This is a genomic window from Galbibacter sp. L-19 (genome assembly GCF_056857615.1).
This window is the reverse complement of sequence record NZ_JBSXNL010000039.1, coordinates 17580-35093: the sequence shown is the minus strand read 5'-3', so window position 1 is coordinate 35093 and position 17514 is coordinate 17580. Positions and strand designations below refer to the sequence as shown.

Here is a 17514-nt window from a genome sequence, read left to right as displayed (position 1 = left end):
AAGACTGCAAAAGTAGCTATATCCGCAAGATTATAAAAGATAATCGATAAATTTTGCGGGGTGGTTAAAAGTAAGTAAATTTGATATTCACTTAAATCTGAAAACAATGAAAAAATTACTAATGCTTTTATTTGTTGGAGTAATTGGTTTTACTGCCACCGCTCAAGACAAAACTGCAAAAATAGAATTTAAGAACGATGTGATTGACTATGGTGAGATTACAAAAGGAAGTGATGGAGTTCGTGTATTTGAATTTACAAACACAGGGGCTGTTCCTTTAGTTATTTCTAATGTACGTTCAAGTTGTGGCTGTACTATTCCAAAAAAACCAAAAGACCCTATAGCTCCTGGAGACACTGGAGTTATTGAGGTTAAATATGATACTAACCGTGTTGGACCAATTAGAAAAACTATTACTGTTCAATCCAATGCTGAAACCCCTACAGTGGCTTTAAAAATTAAAGGAACTGTAGTTGCAAATAGTACAGGAAAATAAATTTTTTAAATGAAAATAGAAAGCGATTCCCGTTTGGGAATCGCTTTTTTTATTTTAATTAAGTTGAATTTATAATACTTTTTGAAGTTTAAAATTAAATTTTAAGGTAGAACCACTCCTCTCAACCGTTACATAAACAGTTTTACCAACCCTTTCATTCATCATTTCGCTTACTTGTTGCAAAGAATAATTGTGCACATTCTTTTTATTAACCTGTAAAATAACATCTCCTTCTCTCAAACCTACTATGGCTGCTGGACTACCATCTCTAATTTCGGCTATTTCAAGCGCAGGATGTAATTCAAAATTATATTGTTTTTGAAGGTATATTTTAACCCCTTGATTGTTACTTTCATTTTTAGCATATCCTTCTTCATTTCTTACTAATGCTTTAACCATTCTTAGTCCGTTATGCTGAAGCTCAATTCCGCTCATATTATATTTAAAAGGATCTTTAAAATTTCCATTTCGTTTAAAAGTAATTTGCTCATTTGTATAATCAAAAACCAGATCAAATCTCCTTAATATCTCTGAACCTATGGAGCCATTTCTATCGCGCATAGAAGTTATATATTGTATAGAAACAGCATCAGGGTATGCCACTTTAGCTTCTTTTAATTCAAATTCTCCTAATGTAAACCGCTGTACTCTAGCACGTTTCCCATGTACTTTACCACTTAATCCATATCCTAAAAAATCATCAAAAAACTTAAGAGGTCCAGAAATCTCACCCTCAGTATTCTCAAAAAGCCATAGCGCATCAGAACTTCCGCTATCTATTAACAGTTTTACTTTTTTCTCGTCTATAGCAGTATATTGCTTAACATTGGCATACACATAGGCTTTACTCCCTTCAAGTGTTAAAGGTAAAGTTTCGCACTTATTACATCTTTTATAATTATAGGAATCAGGATTATAAAACTTCATTTTCTTTGCACTATAATCTACTTCAACCACAAAGTTTTTCAGTAAATCGTACCCAATAATTCCATGTACTTTATACCCCATTTGAGGAGAAAAGTTTAGTCCGCTATCGGTAATTAAATAAAAATCTTGATTATAATTATAGACGTCTCCAAGTTTAAAAACATTTCCTTTAGAATGCAATGCTTTTATAGGCTGTCCGCCTCCCAGACCTCGAAGAATAATTTCTTTGGTATTTTTAATTTCTACGGAATCACTATCTGTGATATTAAAAAGGATAGGTTTATTAACTCCTGTGTCTAAAATAAATGACAATTCCACACCATTTACTTTTACTGGTAACACAATTAGGTTATTTACAAAATCAAATTTGACTTTTTCAAATTTCTCATCTTCTCTTAAACTAAATCCTCCTTGTGCATAAGAAAAAAAGCAAACAGCAAACAGTAATCCACATACAATATGTTTCTTTAAAGTAGCCATAACGACAAGCTTTACTTGCTCGTTCCTTTAAAATTACTAAAAAAACTTCAGTTTTAATCATAATTTAACATTTTGTAATATCAAGAAGAACGTTGTATATGTAACGATTTATAAAATATATTTTGCAAATTTGCACGATATAAAATTTGAGTTATGCCTATAATTTCTGACAAAGGCCGAAAAATGCCTGAATCCCCTATAAGAAAGTTAGTTCCTTATGCTGAAGATGCTAAGAAGAGAGGAATCAATGTATTTCATTTAAATATTGGTCAGCCCGATATTAAAACACCTCAAGTAGCTCTTGATGCTGTTAAAAATAATACGCTAGAGATACTAGAATATAGCAGAAGTGAAGGTTCTGAGGAGTATAGAACTAAATTAGCTAAATATTACGCTGGACGTGATATAAATGTTGATCCGAAAGAAATTATTATTACTACTGGAGGTTCAGAAGCACTAATGTTTAGCATGGGCTCTATTACAGATACCGATGATGAAATTATTATTCCTGAACCTTTTTATGCAAACTATAATGGTTTTGCAACTGCATCTGGAGTAAAAGTAGTTCCGGTAGTTTCTAAAATTGACAATAATTTTGCGCTTCCTCCAATTGAGGATTTTGAAAAATTAATTACTCCTAAAACAAAGGCTATTTTAATTTGTAATCCTGGAAATCCAACAGGATATATGTACTCTAAAGAAGAAATTAAAAAATTAGCTTCTATTGTAAGAAAACACGATTTATTTTTAATTGCCGATGAAGTATACCGTGAGTTTGCATATGATGGTGCAGAGCATTACTCAATCCTACAAGAAGAAGGATTAGAAAATAATGCTATTGTTATTGATTCTGTATCTAAACGCTACAGCATGTGTGGCGCTAGAATAGGATGTTTAATTACAAGAAATAAAGAAGTAATAAATACTGCATTAAAATTTGCTCAGGCTAGATTATCTCCGCCTTCTTTTGCTTTAATAGCTAGTGAAGCAGCGCTAGAAACTCCTCAAAGTTATTTTGACGAAGTTATTGAAGAATATGTTGAAAGAAGAGATTTATTAATTTCTGAATTACATAAAATAGAAGGTGTAACAGTAGCAAAACCTCAAGGTGCATTTTACTGTATAGCCAAATTACCAGTAAAAAACACTGATGAATTTGCACAATGGCTTTTAGAGGAATTTGAACTAAATGGCGAAACTGTTATGGTTGCTCCTGCTGCAGGTTTTTATTCAACTCCTGGAATTGGGTACGACCAAGTTAGAATTGCTTATGTTTTAAAGAAAGAAAACCTTGTAAAAGCAGTTACTATTTTAAAAGAAGCTCTAAAAAAATACAATGCATAAACAAGATGCCATTCTTCATAACATCTCATTAAAACCATACAATACTTTTGGAATTGATGTAAAGGCAAAAAATTTTATTGCTGTTTCCTCTTTGAAAGAACTTAAAGAGGTGTTCTTATTAAAAGAATACCCAACTAAGTTTATTCTTGGAGGAGGCAGTAATATGCTTCTTACAAAAGATGTTGATGATTTAGTGGTAAATATTAATCTTAAAGGGAAAGAAATTATTTCTGAAAATGGTAATACTACCCTTGTTAAGGTTAAAGCTGGAGAAAACTGGCATGAATTTGTACTCTGGGCACTCAGTCAAAATTTGGGTGGCGTAGAGAATTTATCATTAATTCCTGGTAATGTAGGTACAGCTCCTATTCAAAATATTGGGGCTTATGGAGTAGAATTAAAAGATGTATTTTATTCTTGTGAGGCTTTAAATACTAAAACCTTGGAAGTTAAACCATTTTCTAAAGAGGAATGCAATTTTGGATATCGAGATTCTTACTTCAAGAGAAATAAGGGGGAATATATTATAACTTCGGTTACTTTTAAGCTTACCAATACAGACCATAAACTCAATATTTCTTATGGTGCTATTGAGGCAGAATTAAAAAATAAGAAAGTAACACATCCAACAATTACAGACATCTCTAATGCGGTTATAAGTATTAGAAAAAGTAAACTTCCAGACCCAAAAGAATTAGGAAATAGCGGTAGTTTCTTTAAAAATCCAATAATTAATAAGGCACAATTTGAAAATTTATTGGCAACCAATCCAATGATGCCCCATTATGTAGTTTCAGCTAACGAAATTAAAATTCCAGCAGGTTGGTTAATAGAACAATGTGGATTTAAAGGAAAAAGATTTGGAGATGCTGGAGTCCATAAAAACCAAGCCTTGGTGATAGTTAATTACGGAAATGCAAGCGGAAAAGAACTATGGGAACTAGCGCTTAGCATCCAACAATCGGTTAAAGAAAAATTCAATATCAATATAGAACCAGAAGTAAATATTTATTAAACGTAAATAGAAAAATATACGTACACGTACTTTTTATCGTTTAAATTAATAAATTTGGTCACCCCATCGAAATTTATAAAACTTCAATGGCAATTTCTATTTATATGTTATAAGCATAAAATCGCATGAGTCAACTTCTTGAAAAAAATATTATAACCCTCCTTGAAAAAAAAGAGGAAAAAGGAATGTCCCTTTTATATGAATATTATGGAGACACGCTCTTTGGTGTTGCTTTAAAAATAACTAAAGACGAAGATCTTGCCAAGGACGTTTTACAAATAAGTTTAATGAAGATTTGGAAGAAAATAGACACTTACGATGCAAAAAAGTCTAAGCTTTTTACGTGGATGTTTCGCATTACTCGAAATACAGCCATTGATAAAATAAGAAGTTTGAATTTAAAACGCGATCAAGAGATCCAAATCGAAGTTTCAGACGTATATAATTTAGGAGTTGATAGTGTAAACCCTGAGCACATTGATATAAAGAAGCATTTAGGCTCACTTGACGACAAATATCAAATAGTTATGGAAGCCTTATTTTTCCAAGGCATGACTCAACAAGAAGCCAGTGAAGCATTAGACATTCCTTTAGGGACTATAAAGTCTAGACTTAAGATTGGTCTTAGAGAACTAAGACGTATATATGACCCTGCTATGTTGTCAATTTTGTTTTATTTGATAATTAAGTGAAAGCCATGAAAAACGAAGTAAAAATATTTTTAGAAAGCGACTTGTTGGAACGCTATTTAGTTGGCGAAACAAGTTATGAAGAAGAAGTTCGTGTAGAACACTATTTAGATACTTACCCAGAAGTAGAAAAGGAATACAATACATTACAAGATAATTTAGAATTATACGCTAAAGCACATGCAAAACAAGCTCCTTTAAACATAAAAGAGGCTGTTTTAGATGAAATAAAAAGTGACATAGAGAGTGATAATTCAACTAAAAAATCCATTCCATGGTATTTTATAGCTGCATGTATTACTACCTTCCTTTTTGGAGCTACAACAATTACCCTTTGGAAGCAAAACAAATTGCTTTCCAATGAAAAAAATACAGTAGCTAGCCAAATTGAGAATTTAAAGAAAGACATTGTTACAACAAATTCTAAATTAGAAAACATAAAAAGTAAATACGCCGTTTTAAATGATCCTGAAACTCGTAAATATGTTATCCACGGAAATGAAAGAGCAAAAAATTTAAGATCTGTAGCATACATCAATTCTAAAGAAAGAATTTCTGCTATAAACGTTGTTTCCATGCCCGACCTTCCAGAAGACAAAGAGTTTAAAATGTGGGCTGAAGTAAATGGAGAAATGGTAAGCTTAGGAGTTTTGGAAAAAGCAGACCGAAAATTAATGGCACTCCCTTTTCAAGACAATGCTACTAATTACAAAATAACTATTGAGTCTAAAGGTAATAATGACTTTGCTTCTATTGATAGTGAAGTTGCCAATATAAAAATTGAAGAAGAAGAAAAATAAAGATTACAAATCAAGCTAACTAAATTTATTTAAAGCCTCAGCGTAACTGCTGAGGCTTTATTTTTTATGAAAGCTTTGTAACTATTTATTTTGATGTTTTGTAACTTTGCACCAAATTAACAGCCTCGAGGCAAGTCCACGAGGTATTCAAAAGAAATAAATTGACTCATTTGGTGCAGAGCCCTTCGGAGAAAATCAGAGCGGGCTTTGGGAACTTAAACCCTCTATGAAGGATTTAAAAGGCCATTATGAAATTTTTTCGAGTCTTTTACGTCTAAACAATAAAAAGAAAGCGTCAAAAATGAAACTTTTATTAATTAGCATAGTATTATTAGGTTTAGCATTCGCTGGAATTGCTATAAAAATATGGGGTAAAAAAGACGGTAAATTTGCTGGAACATGCGCTAGTCAGTCGCCTTTTTTAAACAAAGAAGGAGAAGCTTGTAGTTTTTGTGGTAAGATGCCAGATGAGCAAGACTGCAAAGCAGAACCTCAGCATAATTAATTTTTTTTGATATTTTCTTTCTTAATAAATAGAAACTACTAAAAGTGTAAGAATCTACATTTAAATTCTTTATACTGTTTTCTATTTATTATCTTTAGGAAACTATCTCGGGGAAAGCCCATGAGGTATTCAAAAGAAAATAATTTAATCCCTACCGACATAGAGCCCTTCGGTAAACACTGGACAGGCTTTGGGGAATAAAACCCTCAATAAGGGATTCAAATCTCGATTATCGAGTAAATAAAAAAAACAAAAATTATATTGCCAGTAACCGCACAACACATTCAAGAATCTATTCTTCGCGCAAAAGAAGGGGACCAAAAGTCGTTCAGCTTTCTTCTTGATAATTTTTGGGTTGATGTGTATAGCTTTCAATTATTACGAACTAGAAATGAGAATGAAGCGGAAGATATTACAATTCGCACCTTCTCAAAAGCGTTTGATAAAATAGACACTTACAATAGCGATTTTGAATTTAAAACATGGTTAATTACCATTTCCAAAAACATTCATATTGATCTTATTCGCAAGAAGAAATCCGAACTGAATCATAAAACAATTCTACAAGAAGAAAGTAGCATCTACAATCTAGCAGATGACACTCCTACTGCGGAAGACAATTTAATTACCGAACAAAACCTAGCTACTTTACTTCAGCATATAAAAAAATTAAAACCACATTATCAACAGGTTATTAATTTAAGATACTTCCAAGAATTATCATACACCGAAATTGCTCAAGAATTAGACGAGCCTCTTAATAATGTAAAGGTTAAACTCCTCAGAGCAAAAAAATTACTTGCTGAAATTATTCATCAGAAAAAGAAATAATTTTTTTATACTTTCACTGCCTAATTAACTAGACTAACTTAAAAGTGATACGCTTTATTAAAAAATTAGGCCCTGGACTTTTATTTGCTGGTGCAGCAATTGGGGTGTCCCATTTAGTCCAATCTACCAGAGCAGGAGCCGATTATGGCTATGGCCTACTTTGGGCATTACTATTAGTTCATTTATTTAAATATCCATTTTTTCAATACGGGCCTCGGTATGCCATGGCCACTGGAGAGAGTCTTTTAGATGGCTACAGAAAATTAGGAAAGGGAGTTTTACTTCTTTATTTTATCCTGAATTTCACTACTATGTTTACCATTCAAACGGCAGTAACCATTGTTACCGCTGGATTGGCCTCTAATTTATTCGGAATTACTACCAACCCAATTATATGGAGTATTATTATTACTCTTATATGTATGGTTATTTTAATGCTTGGAAAATATAAGTTATTAGATAATTTGATGAAAATTATTATTACAACCCTAACCATTTGTACTGTAATTGCCATTTTTATAGCCTCATCAAAATCTACAGCACACCTTAGTTTTTCTCAAGTTATTCCTACAGAAACTGCAGGCCTTGCCTTCATTATTGCTTTTATGGGCTGGATGCCCGCTCCTCTAGATGTTTCTGTTTGGCATTCCTTATGGGCGCTAGAAAAAAAGAAAATGGAAAAAACATACAAAACTAAACGCTCTATAACCGATTTTAATATTGGGTACCTCAGCACCATTATTTTAGGAATTTTCTTTTTAAGTCTTGGTGCTTTAGTAATGCATAGCGCCAATGAAAGCTTTAATAGTGGTGCAACACAATTTGCATTTCAGTTTATAAACATGTACACAGAAACCCTAGGAACATATACTTATTATATTATTGCCATTGCTGCATTTACCGCAATGTTTAGCACAACCTTAACCACGTTGGATGCTTCTCCAAGAGCTATGGCAAAAAGCACTACCCTACTATTTAATATTGATGGAAAGTACCACTTTGCAAGTTGGATAATAATTTTGGCTCTTGGAACAATTTGCATTTTACTTTTTCTTTTATCAGAAATGAAAATGCTTATTGATATTGCTACTATTTTATCGTTTGTTACCGCTCCTTTTTACGCCATTATAAACTATAAATTAGTTACTTCTAAACATATGCCTAAAAAATGGAGACCCAGTAAGTCGATGCATGTTTTAAGTTGGGCTGGGATTATTTTTTTAATAGGATTTTCGATTTGGTATCTTTTATCACTTTAAAAAAAGTAGAAAATCTTATCCTATTAGTTGATGACAGATTAACTTAATTTTCAAACTTAACTTTGTATCTTTGTAGTCTAAAATTTCGATATGAGTGTAGATACTGCAAGTAGCATTGCTCCACCTAGAAAAGGGAAACCTAAATGGTTACGAGTAAAACTGCCGACCGGAAAAAAATATACAGAATTAAGAGGTTTAGTAGACAAGTACAACCTTCATACTATTTGTACTTCTGGTAGTTGCCCAAATATGGGGGAATGCTGGGGAGAAGGTACTGCTACTTTTATGATCTTAGGGAATGTTTGTACACGTTCTTGTGGGTTTTGTGGTGTAAAAACTGGACGACCAGAAACTGTAGATTGGGAAGAACCAGAAAAAGTAGCACGTTCTATAAAAATTATGAGCATTAAACATGCTGTAATTACTTCTGTAGATAGAGACGACTTAAAAGATATGGGATCTATTATATGGGCAGAAACTGTAAAATCTATCCGTAGAATGAATCCTACTACCACATTAGAGACACTAATTCCAGATTTCCAAGGAGTAGAAAGAAATATAGATCGTATTGTTGAAGTTTCTCCTGAAGTGGTTTCTCACAACATGGAAACTGTAAGAAGACTAACACGTGAGGTTAGAATTCAAGCAAAATACGACCGTAGCTTGGCTGTTTTAAAATATTTAAAAGATCAAGGAATTAATAGAACCAAATCGGGTATTATGCTTGGTTTAGGCGAAAAAGAAGAAGAAGTTATTGAAACCCTACACGACCTTAGAAAAGCTGATGTAGATGTAGTAACTATTGGACAATATTTACAGCCTTCAAAAAAACACTTACCTGTAAAACAGTTTGTTACTCCTGATCAATTTAAAAAATATGAAGAAATAGGATTAGACCTAGGATTTAGACATGTAGAAAGTGGAGCTTTGGTAAGATCTTCTTACAAAGCACATAAACACATATTATAAAAATGACGCCGCTTTAAAAGGCGGCTTTTTTAATCACACCCTCATCAATAGTAGGGATAAACCCACCTTAGTGGGATTGAATAAATTATCTTGAAAAAAATTAGAATCGCCATAAACGGTTTCGGAAGAATTGGCCGCACTGTTTTCAGATTACTTTTAGAAAATTCTGAAATAGAAGTTGTAGCTATAAATGATTTAGCAGACACGCATACATTAAGTCATTTACTTAAATATGATAGTATTCATGGTGTTTTAAAAAAAGACATTCAACACAATAGAGACCACATAATTGTAGACGGAAAATCTTTTCCCCTATTAAATTGCAATACTTTAACTGCAATTAATTGGAAACCTTTTAATGTTGATTTTGTTATTGAAGCTACTGGAAAATTTAAATCTAGAGAACAATTACAGCATCATATTATTGGAGGAGCTAAAAAGGTAATTTTAGCTGTTCCTCCAAGTGACGATTCTATAAAAATGGTAGTGCTAGGAGTGAATGAAAACATTTTGGATGGCACAGAAGATATTATCTCCAATGCCTCTTGCACCACCAATAATGCAGCGCCAATGATTAAAGTTATAAAAGAACTTTGTGGCATTGAGCAAGCATATATTACTACCGTACATTCCTACACATCCGATCAAAGCCTGCACGATCAACCCCATCGTGATTTACGGCGTGCGCGTGCTGCAGGTCAATCTATTGTTCCTACAACAACAGGCGCGGCTAAAGCCTTAACAAGTATTTTTCCAGAACTTAGTGATACTATAGGAGGTTGTGGAATAAGAGTTCCCGTACCAGACGGTTCTTTAACAGATATTACCTTTAATGTTAAAAAAGAAACTTCCATTGAAGCAGTAAATAATGCTTTTAAAGATGCTTCCAATAGCAGTTTAAAAAATATTTTAGACTACACAGAAGACCCTATTGTGTCTGTAGATATTATAAACAGTCCATACTCTTGCACTTTCGATTCGCAAATGACATCGGTTATCGGAAAAATGGTAAAAATCATTGGGTGGTATGATAATGAATACGGATATAGCAGTCGGATTGTCGATTTAATTCAGCTTATTAAATAGAAATAATTATATTTACTGCATAGCACTAATTGTAATTATGCGCTTTGTAGCCCTCATAATCTTTTTTTTAATGTCATCTATTTCTATAGGTGCACAGACTAATATTGCCTTTAAAGATAGTCTTGAATCTATCACAAAAAGAGTATATGAGTATAAAAATAATGGCGATTATGAAAAGGCTCTATCAGATATAGAAAAAGGACTTCAGCTAGCTGCTAGCTCTGATAATATTGAATCTATTGTAGATTTCTACAATCTTTCTGCAAGACTAAACATTCAATACAAGAAACCTATAAATCCAGGAATTTATTTAAAAGAAGCTAGAGAAGTTCTCAGTTTATATAAATATAATGACGGTAGAGCGCTTACTGCAATTTTAGAAGCCTATTTAGCTGCGAAAGATCAAGATAAGACTAAAGCATATACACTCATAAACGAAGCTTTAGAAGCTGTTGACTATAATGATAAAAGCTTACTAAACAGTGTCCTTTTCTACGAAGGGCTTACCCACAATGAATTAGGAGAATACAACAAGGCAAAATCCATTTTTCAAAAAATGATTCCTCCAGATCATAAATACGAAAAACATTACCTCTCTGCTGCTTCACAATTAGTTTTAGCAAATATTTATGCGAAGGACAGTAACTACGAAAGTGCGGGGATTTTACTAGATAATGTTCTAAGAATTGCTGCACGCCATAAATTCCCAGAAGTTCTACTTGGAACCAATTTATTAAAATATCAAATTGCTAATAAAAAAGAAGATTATTATGCGGCTCTTTTATATTACAAAAAAGCAGATAGCATAAAAGAAAAATATTTCGGGGCAGATATTTTAAGAAAGCAAAATGAAGCTGCTCATACTAACGAAGCGCAATTTTTAAACAATGTAATTGCAAGAATGAGTCAAGATGAAATTGAACAACAACAAAAAGTAAACATCTCCAAACTCACCTCTGTTTTAAGTTCTGCATTGTTAATTATTATTTCTCTTTTAACAATTTCATTATACAGAAACAATCAAATAAAATTTAAAACAAACGATTTATTACTGAAAAAAAATAAAGAGTTACAAATAGCAAAAGAAGATGCCGAAAAAGCCATGCGAGCTAAAGGTCAATTCTTATCTACTGTTAGTCACGAATTGCGCACCCCTCTCTATGCCGTAACTGGATTGACACATTTACTATTAGAAGAAGATCCTAAAGCAAGTCAAAAAGAACATCTAAAATCATTGAAGTTTTCTGGAGAATACCTCTTGGATTTTATTAATGACATCTTACAAATTAATAAAATAGACGCTAATAAGCTAGTTGCCGAAAAAATAATTTTCGATTTTAATAAAACCCTCGAAGATGTTATTTATTCCCTAAGGCAAACCGCCAAAGAGAACAAGAATGTAATTATCCTAAATATTGACCAGGGCATCCCTAAAAAACTTATTGGAGACCCACTTAAACTTTCTCAAATCTTAATCAATTTAGTTGGAAATGCTTTAAAATTTACTGAAAACGGAAAAGTTATTGTAAATGCTAAACTTCTAAATTCTGACAAGGGAAGATATAAAATTCATTTTGAAGTAAATGATGAAGGAATAGGCATTTCTGAAGAGATGCAGCAAAATATTTTTGAAAGTTTTTCTCAAGGTTCTATTCAGATTAATAGAAAATATGGAGGTACAGGATTAGGATTAACCATTGTAAGAAGTTTATTAAGCTTATTCAATAGCGACATAAATGTGAAAAGTGAAATTGGAATGGGAAGTTCATTTTATTTTAGTCTTGAATTTACCACCCCAGATCCTTCCGAAATTATAGAGGTAGGATCTGAAGATCTTGAAGAAGCTATTTTAAAAGATTTATACTTTTTGATAGTTGAAGACAATAAAATCAATCAAGTTATTACTAAAAAAATGCTAGCCAAGAAAGGTATTAATTGTGATGTTGCAGACAATGGATATGATGCTATTAAATTAGCTAAAGAAAACACATATGATCTTATTTTAATGGACATCCATATGCCAGGAATTAGCGGATTAAAAGCTACCGAAGAAATTAGAAAATTCGATAAAAATATCCCTATTATTGCGTTAACGGCATTAACTATTGATGAAAGTACAGACGATTTCTTTAGTTACGGCTGTAATGATATTATTACAAAACCTTTTAAGCCAGATTTATTCTATAAAATTATTGGCGCTTCAATTTTAAAAACCACTAATCAAGTTTAAGAATTTGTAGCCACAAAGTCCAAAACAAGAGTATCAAATATTTCTTGATTATTTAAAAATGTAGTTTCAATTGGCATATAATAAACATTATCCAGCTGTTTTTCCAATCTTACAAAATCTTTTTCTGTAGTTAAGACGAAGTCTTTTTCTTTTAAACCTTCAATTTCAGAAGCTGAGAAATTGTGATGATCTGGATATTTACAATGTTTAAAACTTAATCCTTTTTCAGACAAATGCTTCAAAAAAGGTTCTGGATGTGCAATTCCTGTAACTACTGTAATTTCCTTCTCTTTAAGCGTATCAACTAAAAGTGAACTTGTATTAGAAAATACTTCATTTTTATAATTAATCCCCGTAAAAAATACTTTCTGATTAGGTTGTACCTTTAATTGCTGAATTATTTGTTGTTGATTTTCCGAAGAAAAATCTAACGGACATTTAGTTACTAGAATAACGTCCGCTCTTTTAGCCTGCGATTTCAAATCTCGGAGATTCCCAGCTGGGAGCAAAAAATCGTTAGTATACAAATCGTTATGCATGGTTAAAAGAATATTTAATCCAGCCTTCACTTTTCGGTGTTGAAAAGCATCATCTAAAAGTATAACTTCAGGATGTAAAACTTCCTTTAATTCAGAAATTCCATGGCGTCTATCTTCATCTACAGCAACAGCAACCCCTTTCAATTTCTTAAAATATTGAAAAGGTTCGTCTCCAATTTTTTCAACAGAAATATTTTCATTTGCTAAAACAAAACCTTTAGAAGCACGTTTATAACCCCTACTTAAAATGGCTGTTTTATATTTTTTACGAAGAAGTGTAGCAATATATTCTGTCATTGGAGTTTTTCCAGTACCCCCAACACTAACATTCCCGATACAAATAACAGGAAAATCGTAACTTACCGATTTGAAAAACTGAATATCAAATAAGTAGTTCCTTAAAAAAATGATAGCTCCATATATCCATGAAACCGGTAAGAGCAATTTTCTCCATCTTCGCATAAAGCGAAATTAGAATATTTTATCTTTGAAAAAAAATGACTGTATGCTTATTCAAGATGTAATTAATGCCATAGAAGAAATTGCGCCACTTCCTTATGCTGAAGATTTTGACAATGTAGGATTGCTTATAGGCGATAAAACCGAAAAAATAACAGGTGTTTTAGTGTGTTTAGACACACTTGAAGAAGTTGTTGATGAGGCTATTGAGAAAAATTGTAATCTTATTGTTAGTTTTCATCCAATTATTTTTAGCGGATTAAAAAAAATAACGGGAAAGAATTATGTAGAGCGCGTGGTATTAAAAGCTATTAAAAATAATATTTCCATTTATTCCCCACATACTGCATTAGACAATAGTTTTGTTGGTGTAAACGCAAAGATTTGTGATGTACTAGGACTGAAAAATAAAAAAGTTTTAATTCCGCAGAAAAGTACTATTAAGAAACTAATTACATTTATTCCAACAAATAGTGCAGACAAATTACGAGAAGCTCTTTTTAATGTAGGCGGAGGTTCTATTGGAAATTACGACCATTGTAGTTTTAATATTCAAGGCAAAGGGAGTTTTAAAGGAAATGAAGCTTCAAATCCAGTAATTGGAGAAAAGGGAATTACACATTTTGAAGAAGAAACTCAAATTGGAATTACATTTCCAAAGCATTTAGAAAGTAAAATTTTAAATACACTATTTGCAAATCATCCTTATGAAGAGGTAGCTTATGAAGTTACAACCCTTGAAAATACAAACCAACACATTGGTATTGGGATGATTGGAGAGTTGGAAACTGCACAAAATCCAATAGAATTTCTTAAATTCGTAAAAGAACGTATGCAAACGGGGTGTGTAAGGCATTCTAAACTAATTGATAAGAAAATAAAAAAAGTAGCTGTTTTGGGTGGTAGTGGAGCATTTGCAATTCCCAATGCCGTCATGGCTGGAGCTGATATTTACATTACAGGCGATGTAAAATATCACGACTTTTACAAGGCTGAAAACAAGATAATTATAGCCGATATTGGTCATTATGAAACCGAACAGTTCACAAAAAATCTTTTAGTTGAGTATCTTACAAAAAAATTCACTAATTTTGCAGTCGTTTTATCAGTTTGTAATACAAATCCCGTCAAGTATTTATAAAAAATATGGCAAAGAAAATAGAAGCAACAGTAGAAGAAAAGTTAAGAACCTTATACGATTTGCAACTTATCGATTCTAGAATCGATGAAATAAGAAATGTTCGTGGTGAATTACCTTTAGAGGTTGAAGATTTAGAGGATGAAGTAGAAGGTTTAAGAACACGTTTAGATAAACTCAACGGGAATCTCGAAGAAATCACTCAAGAGATTGCCAATAAGAAAAACCTTATTGAGGAGTCTAAATCTTCTATTAAAAAATATACCGAGCAACAAAAGAATGTTCGTAATAATAGAGAGTTCAACTCTTTATCTAAAGAAATTGAATTTCAGGAATTAGAAATTGAATTGGCTGAAAAACACATCAAAGAATTCAAAGCTCAAATTGAGCAGAAAAAAGAGGTGATTAATCAATCTAAAGAGCGTTTATCTGAAAGAGAAAATCACTTAAAGCACAAAAAAGGAGAGCTTGATGACATCTTGAAGGAAACTGAAAAAGAGGAAAAAACTTTAATGGACAAGAGTCTCTCTTATGAAGACCTTATTGAAGAAAGACTACTTTCTGCTTACAAAAGAATCCGTGGAAGTGTTAAAAACGGATTAGCTGTTGTAGCTATTGAACGTGGTGCTTCTGGAGGTTCTTTCTTTACAATTCCACCACAAGTACAAATGGAAATTGCATCTCGTAAAAAAATTATTACAGATGAGCACAGTGGTAGAATTTTGGTAGACCCAACACTTGCCGAAGAAGAAAAACAAAAAATGGAAGATCTTTTTGCTTCTATTTAAAACACTAAGATATATAATTTAAGCCTCGCAAATTTGCGAGGCTTTTTTTATCCTTCAACTTTTGTATATTTAGACTAGCTATCTCTTTAGTAGATTTCATAATATTTAAACAGTTTAAAATTGCCTAGAAAACTAGAATCTTTAAAAGATAAAAAAAAGGAAAAAACCTCCATTAGAGATTCTTTTAATGCTTTTAAGTACATTCCTCGTTTTTCATCAGAAATATGGAAAACAAGTAGGGTTATGTATTCCATAAATACATTTGCAAGACTCCTTAATGCCTTTGCTCCTGTTATTTTACTTTGGGTGGGAAAACTTATCATTGATGAGATTATCTTACAAATAAATACGCCAGAAAAAGACTATTCGCTCCTATGGAAATATGTTGCTTTAGAATTATTTGTGGCTTTAATATCCGATTTAATAAGCAGGCTAATAACTTTAACAGATAGTTTGTTAGGCGATTTATATGCCAATAAGTCTTCGGTAACCATTATCAAAAAAACCAACGAAATAGGCATTAGTCAGCTTGAAGATCCCGATTTTTATGACAAACTGGAGCGTGCCCGCACCCAAACTACAAGTCGCGTTAACCTCATGTCCAACATACTAACACAAGTACAAAGTGTTATTAGTATGATTTCTTTAATTGCGGGACTTATTTATTTTGAGCCTATTCTTATTGCCATTCTTATTTTGAGTATTATCCCTTCTTTTATTAATGAAATAAAATTTAGCTCTCAAAGCTATTCCCTGGCTAGAAGTTGGACTTCCGAACGCCGAGAATTAGATTATTTACGTTTTGTAGGAGCTAATGACAAAACTGCAAAAGAAATCAAGCTTTTTGGTTTAACAGACTATGTAGCCAACAGATTTAAAGTTTTATCCGACGAGTATTACGAGCTTAATAAGAAGTTGGCTGTTAAAAGAAGTACCTATGGAGCACTATTTAATCTATTAGGGGTTCTCTCCTACTATTCTGCATACATTCTTATTATTTATAGGGTTTTAACTGGAAATATATCTATTGGAGAACTTACTTTTTTAAGTGGATCTTTTAATAGATTACGAAATAACTTACAAGGGTTTTTCACTCGCTTTACCAGAATTTCTCAAAGTGCTTTATACTTAAAAGACTATTTTGATTTTATCGATATTGAAGTAAAAGAAGATACTTCTAATGAAATTCCGATTCCTTCCACTATTAAAGAAGGTTTTGTTTTAGAAGATGTAAGCTTTAAATACCCTGGAAATAAAGAATATGTTTTAAAAGGAATTTCATTTAAACTAAAGGCAGGTGAAAAAATGGCTTTTGTGGGACAAAATGGAGCGGGAAAAACTACTTTAATAAAATTATTTTTACGCTTTTACGAGCCAACATCTGGAACAATTTATTTAGATGGTATTGACATAAAAAGATTTAATAAAGACGAGTATCAAAAAATATTTGGAGTAATATTTCAAGATTTCTTTAAGTATGAATTTACCGTTAAAGAAAATATTGCAGTAGGGAAAATTGATGAAATTGAAAATCAAGACCGTATAGAAAAAGCTGCGGTACAAAGCTTAGCTTCGGAGGTAGTTAGTGAACTCAAAAAAGGATACAATCAGCAATTAGGAAAACGATTTAATAAAGGGCAAGAATTATCTGGCGGACAATGGCAAAAAATAGCACTCGCTAGAGCTTATATGAAAGACGCCGATGTTTTAATTTTAGACGAACCTACCTCTGCCCTCGATGCAAAAGCAGAGTTTGATGTATTTGAACGCTTTATAGGACTTACAAAAGGAAAAACAAGCATTATTATCTCCCATCGATTTAGTACCGTAAGAATGGCAGATACTATTTTAGTTTTGAAAGATGGGAAGGTTCATGAAATTGGAACACATGAAGCTTTAATGAATAACGAGAGTTTATACGCCGAGCTTTTCTCATTACAAGCTTCAGGATATCAATAA

General features: G+C 32.2%; 16 protein-coding genes. 14 read left to right on the top strand and 2 right to left on the bottom strand.

What is annotated here, in order from left to right; translation table 11 throughout:
* The first annotated feature begins 106 nt into the window (after positions 1-106).
* On the top strand, positions 107-496 hold the full coding sequence (locus AC13CQ_RS04400) for a DUF1573 domain-containing protein (RefSeq protein WP_040879607.1): 390 nt from the start codon (positions 107-109) through the stop codon (positions 494-496).
* 69 nt (positions 497-565) lie between these two features.
* On the opposite strand, the gene AC13CQ_RS04395 is transcribed toward AC13CQ_RS04400, so the two are convergent.
* A complete protein-coding gene (locus AC13CQ_RS04395; RefSeq protein ID WP_008612247.1) occupies positions 566-1903 on the bottom strand; it encodes an aspartyl protease family protein in 1338 nt (445 codons plus the stop codon).
* A 153-nt stretch (positions 1904-2056) separates the two neighbouring features.
* Between AC13CQ_RS04395 and AC13CQ_RS04390 the strand changes: the two genes are divergently transcribed.
* The 10 genes from AC13CQ_RS04390 to AC13CQ_RS04345 all read left to right on the top strand — a co-directional run bounded on the left by AC13CQ_RS04390 (position 2057) and on the right by AC13CQ_RS04345 (position 12631).
* Positions 2057-3247, top strand: coding sequence for a pyridoxal phosphate-dependent aminotransferase (locus AC13CQ_RS04390; protein ID WP_008612245.1), 1191 nt, complete (start codon positions 2057-2059; stop codon positions 3245-3247).
* Positions 3240-4262: a UDP-N-acetylmuramate dehydrogenase gene (gene murB / locus AC13CQ_RS04385; protein WP_474506773.1), complete on the top strand. Its 1023-nt coding sequence runs from the start codon at positions 3240-3242 to the stop codon at positions 4260-4262. The genes AC13CQ_RS04390 and murB overlap by 8 nt, the downstream gene beginning before the upstream one ends.
* 125 nt (positions 4263-4387) lie before the next feature.
* The gene (locus AC13CQ_RS04380; protein WP_008612243.1) at positions 4388-4954 is read left to right on the top strand and encodes an RNA polymerase sigma factor; all 567 of its coding nucleotides are present in this window, start codon (positions 4388-4390) and stop codon (positions 4952-4954) included.
* 5 nt (positions 4955-4959) lie between these two features.
* Positions 4960-5751, top strand: coding sequence for an anti-sigma factor (locus tag AC13CQ_RS04375; protein ID WP_008612242.1), 792 nt, complete (start codon positions 4960-4962; stop codon positions 5749-5751).
* A gap of 301 nt (positions 5752-6052) precedes the next feature.
* Positions 6053-6256, top strand: coding sequence for a hypothetical protein (locus AC13CQ_RS04370; protein ID WP_040879965.1), 204 nt, complete (start codon positions 6053-6055; stop codon positions 6254-6256).
* Positions 6257-6517: 261 nt separating this feature from the next.
* On the top strand, positions 6518-7087 hold the full coding sequence (locus tag AC13CQ_RS04365; protein ID WP_008612240.1) for an RNA polymerase sigma factor: 570 nt from the start codon (positions 6518-6520) through the stop codon (positions 7085-7087).
* Between the two features lie 44 nt (positions 7088-7131).
* A complete protein-coding gene (locus tag AC13CQ_RS04360) occupies positions 7132-8346 on the top strand; it encodes an Nramp family divalent metal transporter (protein ID WP_008612239.1) in 1215 nt (404 codons plus the stop codon).
* A gap of 90 nt (positions 8347-8436) precedes the next feature.
* The gene (gene lipA, locus AC13CQ_RS04355) at positions 8437-9315 is read left to right on the top strand and encodes a lipoyl synthase (protein ID WP_008612238.1); all 879 of its coding nucleotides are present in this window, start codon (positions 8437-8439) and stop codon (positions 9313-9315) included.
* 90 nt (positions 9316-9405) lie between these two features.
* Entirely contained in the window at positions 9406-10401 is a 996-nt protein-coding gene (gene gap / locus AC13CQ_RS04350; RefSeq protein ID WP_008612236.1) for a type I glyceraldehyde-3-phosphate dehydrogenase, read from the top strand.
* A 70-nt stretch (positions 10402-10471) separates the two neighbouring features.
* Entirely contained in the window at positions 10472-12631 is a 2160-nt protein-coding gene (locus AC13CQ_RS04345; protein ID WP_335588225.1) for a tetratricopeptide repeat-containing hybrid sensor histidine kinase/response regulator, read from the top strand.
* On the opposite strand, the gene lpxK is transcribed toward AC13CQ_RS04345, so the two are convergent.
* Complete coding sequence (lpxK, locus tag AC13CQ_RS04340) at positions 12628-13632, bottom strand: tetraacyldisaccharide 4'-kinase (protein WP_474507672.1); 1005 nt, start codon at positions 13630-13632, stop codon at positions 12628-12630. The two genes, AC13CQ_RS04345 and lpxK, sit on opposite strands and share 4 nt — an antisense overlap.
* Before the next feature lie 43 nt (positions 13633-13675).
* On the opposite strand from lpxK, the gene AC13CQ_RS04335 reads away from it, so the two are divergent.
* The 3 genes from AC13CQ_RS04335 (at position 13676) to AC13CQ_RS04325 (ending at position 17514) form a co-directional block, all read left to right on the top strand.
* Positions 13676-14770, top strand: a complete 1095-nt coding sequence (locus AC13CQ_RS04335; RefSeq protein WP_456865322.1) for a Nif3-like dinuclear metal center hexameric protein — start codon at positions 13676-13678, stop codon at positions 14768-14770.
* A gap of 5 nt (positions 14771-14775) precedes the next feature.
* Positions 14776-15555, top strand: a complete 780-nt coding sequence (locus AC13CQ_RS04330) for a zinc ribbon domain-containing protein (RefSeq protein ID WP_474506770.1) — start codon at positions 14776-14778, stop codon at positions 15553-15555.
* A 120-nt stretch (positions 15556-15675) separates the two neighbouring features.
* Entirely contained in the window at positions 15676-17514 is a 1839-nt protein-coding gene (locus AC13CQ_RS04325) for an ABC transporter ATP-binding protein (RefSeq protein ID WP_008612226.1), read from the top strand.

Excerpts from the sequence above, each read along its gene's own strand:
- AC13CQ_RS04400 (WP_040879607.1), top strand. The coding sequence starts at position 107 with ATGAAAAAATTACTAATGCTTTTATTTGTTGGAGTAATTGGTTTTACT.
- AC13CQ_RS04395 (WP_008612247.1), bottom strand. The coding sequence starts at position 1,903 with ATGGCTACTTTAAAGAAACATATTGTATGTGGATTACTGTTTGCTGTT.
- AC13CQ_RS04390 (WP_008612245.1), top strand. The coding sequence starts at position 2,057 with ATGCCTATAATTTCTGACAAAGGCCGAAAAATGCCTGAATCCCCTATA.
- murB (WP_474506773.1), top strand. The coding sequence starts at position 3,240 with ATGCATAAACAAGATGCCATTCTTCATAACATCTCATTAAAACCATAC.
- AC13CQ_RS04380 (WP_008612243.1), top strand. The coding sequence starts at position 4,388 with ATGAGTCAACTTCTTGAAAAAAATATTATAACCCTCCTTGAAAAAAAA.
- AC13CQ_RS04375 (WP_008612242.1), top strand. The coding sequence starts at position 4,960 with ATGAAAAACGAAGTAAAAATATTTTTAGAAAGCGACTTGTTGGAACGC.
- AC13CQ_RS04370 (WP_040879965.1), top strand. The coding sequence starts at position 6,053 with ATGAAACTTTTATTAATTAGCATAGTATTATTAGGTTTAGCATTCGCT.
- lipA (WP_008612238.1), top strand. The coding sequence starts at position 8,437 with ATGAGTGTAGATACTGCAAGTAGCATTGCTCCACCTAGAAAAGGGAAA.
- AC13CQ_RS04345 (WP_335588225.1), top strand. The coding sequence starts at position 10,472 with ATGTCATCTATTTCTATAGGTGCACAGACTAATATTGCCTTTAAAGAT.
- lpxK (WP_474507672.1), bottom strand. The coding sequence starts at position 13,632 with ATGCGAAGATGGAGAAAATTGCTCTTACCGGTTTCATGGATATATGGA.
- AC13CQ_RS04335 (WP_456865322.1), top strand. The coding sequence starts at position 13,676 with ATGCTTATTCAAGATGTAATTAATGCCATAGAAGAAATTGCGCCACTT.
- AC13CQ_RS04330 (WP_474506770.1), top strand. The coding sequence starts at position 14,776 with ATGGCAAAGAAAATAGAAGCAACAGTAGAAGAAAAGTTAAGAACCTTA.